Below are 6,891 nucleotides of genomic sequence, written 5' to 3' on the forward strand. Positions count from 1 at the left end.
TCATGCCCTGGTTCAACTCCATGCGTCGCAAGATCAGCCACGGTGGCGATCACGGGAAGGAGGAGAGGCCTCCTCCTTTCCCGACCCTGTCGACGTTTCTCGGTCTTGCGGCAGTCATGCTCGTCCTCTGGTTACTGGCCTACGGGCCGCCACACTTCTTTTTTTCGGTAACCGATCGTTCGGTGCCGTCTAACAACACCGAAGCCGGAGCTTCAAAATGAGCCGCTCGAAATCAGCAAGCATCATGGATGCCCGCATCCTGCTTCCCGCCATTGGCGGCGCCTTCCGCAAACTCGACCCGCGCACGCTGGCCAGGAACCCGGTGATGTTCGTCGTCGCCGTCGTCTCGGCGCTCACCACGGTGCTGTTCGTCAAGGACCTGGTCACCGGCGGCGGCGATCTCGGCTTCACGCTGCAGATCATCATCTGGCTGTGGTTCACCGTGCTGTTCGCCAATTTCGCCGAAGCGGTCGCCGAAGGCCGCGGCAAGGCGCAGGCGGATTCGCTGCGCAAGGCGCGCACCGAGACCCAGGCCAAGCTTTTGACCGGCGAAGACCGCACCAGATACAAACTCGTGCCCGGCACCAGCCTCAAGGTCGGCGATGCGGTGCTGGTCGAGGCTGGCGACATCATCCCGTCCGATGGCGAGGTGATCGAGGGCGTCGCTTCGGTCAACGAAGCGGCAATCACCGGCGAATCCGCACCGGTCATTCGCGAATCCGGTGGCGACCGTTCGGCGGTCACCGGCGGCACGCAGGTTTTGTCCGACTGGATCCGCGTGCGCATCACGGCCGCGTCCGGCCACACCTTCCTCGACCGCATGATCTCGCTGGTCGAAGGCGCGGAGCGCCAGAAGACGCCGAACGAGATCGCGCTCAACATCCTGCTCGTCGGCATGACGCTGATCTTCGTTCTGGCCACCGCGACGATCCCGAGTTTTGCGACCTATTCGGATGGCTACATCTCGGTCACCGTGCTCGTCGCCCTGTTCGTCACCTTGATCCCGACCACCATCGGCGCGCTGCTGTCGGCCATCGGCATTGCCGGCATGGACCGCCTGGTGCGCTTCAACGTGCTGGCTATGTCGGGCCGCGCCGTCGAGGCTGCCGGCGACGTCGACACGCTGCTGCTCGACAAGACCGGCACGATCACGCTCGGCAACCGCCAGGCGACCGAGTTCCGTCCGGTCAAGGGCGTCACCGAGCAGGAGCTGGCCGACGCGGCGCAACTCGCGTCGCTTGCCGATGAGACGCCGGAAGGCCGCTCGATCGTCGTGCTGGCCAAGGAGAAATACGCCATCCGCGCCCGCGACATGGCCACGTTGCATGCCACCTTCGTGCCCTTCACCGCGCAGACCCGCATGAGCGGCGTCGACATTGACGGCTCTTCGGTGCGCAAGGGCGCGGTCGATTCCGTGCTTGCCCATGTCAGCCAGTCGACGGTCGCCGCCCACGCGACGCGGCCCGGCAGCGATACCGTCAGGGATCTTCAGGCGATCGCCGACGAGATCGCCAAGTCGGGCGGCACGCCGCTGGCTGTCGAGCGCGACGGGCGCCTGCTCGGCGTCGTCCACCTCAAGGACATCGTCAAGGGCGGCATCAGGGAGCGCTTTGCCGAACTGCGCAAGATGGGCATCCGCACGGTGATGATCACCGGCGACAATCCGATGACGGCGGCGGCCATTGCCGCGGAGGCCGGCGTCGACGACTTCCTCGCCCAGGCGACGCCCGAGGACAAGCTCAAGCTGATCCGCGACGAGCAGGCCAAGGGCAAGCTGGTCGCCATGTGCGGCGACGGCACCAACGATGCGCCGGCCCTTGCCCAGGCCGATGTCGGCGTCGCCATGAACACCGGCACGGTCGCCGCCCGCGAGGCCGGCAACATGGTCGACCTCGACAGCGATCCGACCAAGCTCATCGAGATCGTCGAAATCGGCAAGGCGCTGCTGATGACGCGCGGCTCGCTGACGACTTTCTCCATCGCCAACGACGTCGCCAAGTATTTCGCCATCATCCCGGCGATGTTCGCGGCCTTCTACATCGCGCCGGGGCAGACCACGGGCCCGTTGCAGGCACTCAATGTCATGCATCTGGCGACGCCGCAGAGTGCTATCCTGTCAGCCATCATCTTCAACGCGCTGATCATCATCGCACTGATCCCGCTGTCGCTGAAAGGCGTCAAATACCGTGCCATCGGCGCCGGCGCGCTGCTCAGCCGCAACCTGCTCGTCTATGGTCTCGGCGGCATCATCGTCCCGTTCGTCGGCATCAAGGCGATCGACATGATCGTCACCTCACTCGGCCTCGCTTAACTCTTTGTTTTAACGCAATTCCGGACGGAAAACCGTTTCACGCTTTTCCTGGAATTGCTCTGAGGAATATGTCCATGCTCACCCAGATAAGACCCGCGATCATCATGATCGTCTTCTTCACGGTGCTGACCGGCCTGATCTATCCATTGGGCATGACCGGAATCGCCCAGGCGCTGTTCCCGCGCCAGGCCAATGGCAGCCTGATCGAGAAGGACGGCAAGGTCATCGGCTCCGAACTGATCGGCCAGGGCTTTGCCAGCGACCGCTATTTCCATGGTCGCCCCTCGGCTGCCGGCGACGGCTACAATGCCGCCGCGTCGAGCGGCAGCAATTTAGGTCCGACCAACCCCAAGCTGATCGACCGCATCAAGGGCGACGCGGAAAAGCTGAAGGCGGAGAATCCGAACCAGCCCGTCCCGATCGATCTGGTCACCACCTCCGGCAGTGGCCTCGATCCTGATATCAGTCCCGAAGCGGCCTACTTCCAGGTTGCCCGGGTGGCGAAGGCCAGGGGGATCGATGAAGCCAGGGTCAAGGCGCTTGTCGACCGCCAGGTCGAGGGCAGGGAACTCGGCTTCATGGGCGAACCGGCGGTCAATGTGCTTGGTCTCAATCTTGCGCTGGACGCCGCAAAATAGGGAATGGCGGCGGCCAGGGATCGACAGTGTCCCCGGCGCCATCCATGATCGATCCTGATGCCGGACGACAGAAGCAACGACACCAGACCCTCTCCCGACGCGCTGCTCGATCATGCCGAGCGGGAGGGACGCGGCCGTTTGCGGATATTCCTCGGCGCCGCGCCGGGCGTCGGCAAAACCTACGAAATGCTGATGTCGGGCCGCGCCCGACTGGCCGACGGCGTCGACGTGGTGATCGGCATCGTCGAGACGCATGGCCGTAAGGAAACGCTGGCCCTGGTCGAGGGCTATGAGGTCATTGCGCGCCGCAAGGTCGACTACAAAGGGCGCATCCTTGACGAGATGGATATCGACGCCATCCTTGCCCGGCGTCCGGCGCTGGTTCTCGTCGACGAGCTCGCCCATACCAACGCGCCCGGCAGCCGCCATCCCAAGCGCTATCTCGACGTTCAGGAAATCCTGACGCACGGCATCGACGTCTACACGACGCTCAACATCCAGCATGTCGAAAGCCTGAACGACGTCGTCGCCCAGATCACCAAGGTCAGGGTGCGCGAAACGGTTCCCGATTCCATCATCGACCAGGCCGACGATGTCGAGATCATCGATCTTACCCCCGACGACCTGATCAAACGGCTCGAGGAAGGCAAGGTCTATTTCCCCAACACCGCCCAGCGCGCGATCGAGAACTACTTCTCGCCCGGCAACCTGACGGCGCTCAGAGAGCTGGCGCTGCGCCGAACCGCACAGCGCGTCGACGACCAGTTGCTGATCCATATGCAGGCCCATGCTATTCCCGGACCATGGGCTGCCGGGGAAAGGGTTCTCGTCTGCCTCGACGCGCGTCCGGGAGGAGCGGCCCGCGTCCGCTATGCGCGCAGGCTGGCCGACCGGCTGCGTGCCCCCTGGACGGCGCTGCATGTCGATAGCCCGCGCTCGGCCAGTATGCCCGAAGAGGATAAGGACCGGCTCGCAAACAACCTGCGCCTCGCCCAGCAGCTTGGCGCCGAGGTAACGACCATTCCGGGGCAGAATGTAGCGCAGGACATCGTGCGTTACGCGACGGCGAACAACTTCACCCATATCGTGGTCGGCAGGCCGACCCGGTCGCGCTGGCGGGAATTGATCGAAGGCTCGCTCACCTATGATCTCATCCGCAATGCCGGCGACATCAGCGTCCATGTCATTTCGGGAAACGAACGCGGCACGGAGGCGGCGTCGAGGAGCGTCAGGGCGGCGGACGAGCAGTGGCAGTTCGAGATCTGGCCCTATCTAAAGGCCACGGCATTTGTCGTGGGCTCGCTCGCCTTCGCCATGCTTCTCGACCAGTTTCTCGACGTTCGCAATCTGGCGATCATCTTTCTCATCGCGGTGCTGGCATCGGCGGTGACCGGTGGCCTGTGGGCGGCTCTGTATGCCTGTTTCGTCAGCGCCCTTGCCTTCAACTATTTCTTCCTGGAACCGCGCTACACGCTGACCATCCGGGATCCGGAAAGCATTGTCGCGCTCGGCGTGTTCCTGGTTGTCGCCGTTATCGCCAGCAATCTGACGGCGCGCGTGCAGCGCCAGGCGGTCGCCGCCCGCTCACGGGCGCGGGCGACAGAGGACATCTACCTCTTTTCGAAGAAGCTTGCCGGTGCCGGCACGCTCGACGACGTTCTCTGGGCCACCGCTTTCCAGATCGCCTCGATGCTGAAGCTGCGGGTGGTGCTGCTTTTGCCGGAAGACGGAACGATCACCGTCAAGGCCGGCTATCCGCCTGACGACACGCTGGCCGAAGCCGACATCGCCGCCGCCCGCTGGGCGTGGGAGCACAACCGTGCCGCGGGTCGCGGCGCCGACACGCTTCCCGGCGCCAAGCGCCTCTACCTTCCCTTGCGAACCGGGCGCACGGCAATCGGCGTCGTCGGCCTCGACAATGACAAGCAGGGACCGTTGCTGACGCCCGAGCAACAGCGCCTGCTCGACGCGCTGGCCGACCAGGCGGCTGTCGCCATCGAGCGTATCCAGCTGGTCGCCGACGTCGACCGCGCCAAGCTCGCCGCCGAGGCGGACCGGCTGCGCTCGGCACTGCTTACCTCGATCTCGCATGATTTGAAGACGCCGCTCGCAGCCATCATGGGCGCGGCCGGCACGCTGCGGGAATTCGCACCGGCACTTCCCGAACAGGACCGGGCGGAGCTGTTGACGACCGTGCTCGATGAATCCGAGCGGCTGAACCGCTTCATCGCCAATCTGCTCGACATGACCAAGATCGAGTCCGGTGCGATGGAGCCGAACTTTGCCTTCCACTATGTCGGCGACATCGTCGGCTCTGCCTTGCAGCGGGCCAGGAAAATCATCGGCGAGCACAAGATCGAGACGGACATCCCCTCGGATCTGCCGATGTTGAAGGTCGATCCCGTGCTGTTCGAGCAGGCGCTGTTCAATCTCCTCGACAATGCAGCGAAATACGCGCCGGCCGGCTCTACGATCCGCGTGCAGGGCTGGACCGACAATGGTTCTGTCCTCCTGCAGGTCATGGATGAAGGGCCGGGCACCCCCCCCGGCGATCTGGAACGAATTTTCGATACCTTCTACCGGGTGCGCAAGCGCGATCAGATCCGCGCCGGCACCGGGCTCGGGCTCTCGATCTGCCGTGGCTTCATCGAGGCGATGGGTGGGACGATCATAGCGGCAAACCGGACCGATCGTTCGGGCGCGGTCTTCACCATCAAGATGCCTAAGCCGGCCAACCCGCCCGATCTCGACGCCTCCGCCACGGATGATGTGGGTGACTTGGCATGACAAACTCGAACGTGAGGATACTGGTCGTCGATGACGAGCCGCCGATCCGAAAGCTGCTGCGTGTCGGGCTCGGCAGCCAAGGCTACGCGATCAGCGAGGCGCCGAACGCCAAAGCGGCGATCGAGCTGATGGAGGCTGAGAAGCCGGACCTTGTGCTGCTCGACCTTGGCCTGCCCGGTATGAGCGGCCATGAGCTGTTGCGCAAATGGCGTGACGACGGCTTCGACATTCCGGTGGTCATTCTGTCGAGCCGCACCGACGAGGCCGGCATCGTCCAGGCTCTTGAGCTCGGCGCAGACGACTATGTCACCAAGCCGTTCGGCATGAACGAACTGGTCGCGCGCATCCGCGTGGCGCTGCGGCACAAATTCCAGCAACAGGGCGAGAAGCCTGTTTTCCAGACCGGCGACCTGTCCGTCGATCTGGTCAAGCGCATCGTCAAGGTCGAGGGCAAGGACGTAAAGCTCTCGCCGAAGGAGTACGATATCCTGCGCATCCTCGTGCAGCATGCAGGCAAGGTGCTGACCCACCATTTCCTGTTGAAGCAGGTCTGGGGCGATTCGACCGACGTGCAGTATCTCAGGGTCTATGTCCGGCAGCTCAGGCAGAAGATCGAGAAGACCCCCGACCAGCCGCGCTACATCACCACCGAGACCGGCGTCGGCTATCGCCTGCGCGAGGTCGAGTAAGCCAGGACCCCGGTCTAGCCAACAGCCTCTTGCAGTCGATTTGCTGTTGTCGATGCCCGCAGAGCCGCCAGGCAGCCGACAATGCCGAGCGGCACGAAGGCAAGAAACAGCCAGGACGCGACATTCGCCGCCGCGTCGTGGTTCAAGCCTTGCGAAAAGCCGCTGGCGTTGGCGACGATGCCGGCGAGTGCGGCACCCACGGCATAGCCGATGCGCTGCATGGTCGGCACCGCCGCCGAGGCGATGGTCTGCTCGCTTTCAGGCGCGGAGGCGACGATGACGCGCGTCAGGAATGGCCAGGCGACGCCGAAGCCGCCGCCCTGCAGCAGCGCGCAGATCAGGATCAGCGGGATGGAGCCTAGTACCTCTGCACAGGGATTATGACTCTTTGGCCGTTGGCTTTGGATAGGCCTTGGCCAATTTAAGGCGCGCTTGTTCGGTTGAGAACATCCAGTTGATGCGGGCG

The 6,891-nt window shown here is 64.0% G+C and carries 6 protein-coding genes; 5 read left to right on the top strand and 1 reads right to left on the bottom strand.

What is annotated here, in order from left to right:
- Positions 1 to 2 precede the first annotated feature (2 nt).
- The 5 genes from NKH03_RS16285 to NKH03_RS16305 all read left to right on the top strand — a co-directional run bounded on the left by NKH03_RS16285 (position 3) and on the right by NKH03_RS16305 (position 6,425).
- On the top strand, positions 3 to 221 hold the full coding sequence (locus NKH03_RS16285) for a hypothetical protein (protein ID WP_352969223.1): 219 nt from the start codon (positions 3 to 5) through the stop codon (positions 219 to 221).
- On the top strand, positions 218 to 2,311 hold the full coding sequence (gene kdpB, locus NKH03_RS16290) for a potassium-transporting ATPase subunit KdpB (protein ID WP_352969225.1): 2,094 nt from the start codon (positions 218 to 220) through the stop codon (positions 2,309 to 2,311). The genes NKH03_RS16285 and kdpB overlap by 4 nt, the downstream gene beginning before the upstream one ends.
- 74 nt (positions 2,312 to 2,385) lie before the next feature.
- Complete coding sequence (kdpC, locus tag NKH03_RS16295) at positions 2,386 to 2,949, top strand: potassium-transporting ATPase subunit KdpC (protein ID WP_352969226.1); 564 nt, start codon at positions 2,386 to 2,388, stop codon at positions 2,947 to 2,949.
- Positions 2,950 to 3,006: 57 nt separating this feature from the next.
- Complete coding sequence (locus NKH03_RS16300; protein ID WP_352969228.1) at positions 3,007 to 5,736, top strand: DUF4118 domain-containing protein; 2,730 nt, start codon at positions 3,007 to 3,009, stop codon at positions 5,734 to 5,736.
- The gene (locus NKH03_RS16305; RefSeq protein WP_352969230.1) at positions 5,733 to 6,425 is read left to right on the top strand and encodes a response regulator transcription factor; all 693 of its coding nucleotides are present in this window, start codon (positions 5,733 to 5,735) and stop codon (positions 6,423 to 6,425) included. The genes NKH03_RS16300 and NKH03_RS16305 overlap by 4 nt, the downstream gene beginning before the upstream one ends.
- Before the next feature lie 14 nt (positions 6,426 to 6,439).
- On the opposite strand, the gene NKH03_RS16310 is transcribed toward NKH03_RS16305, so the two are convergent.
- A partial coding sequence (locus NKH03_RS16310) for an MFS transporter (RefSeq protein ID WP_352969232.1) occupies positions 6,440 to 6,891 on the bottom strand: 452 nt, incomplete at its 5' end.

Source organism: Mesorhizobium sp. M1406, from assembly GCF_040317555.1.
Classification (GTDB): Bacteria; Pseudomonadota; Alphaproteobacteria; order Rhizobiales; family Rhizobiaceae; genus Mesorhizobium.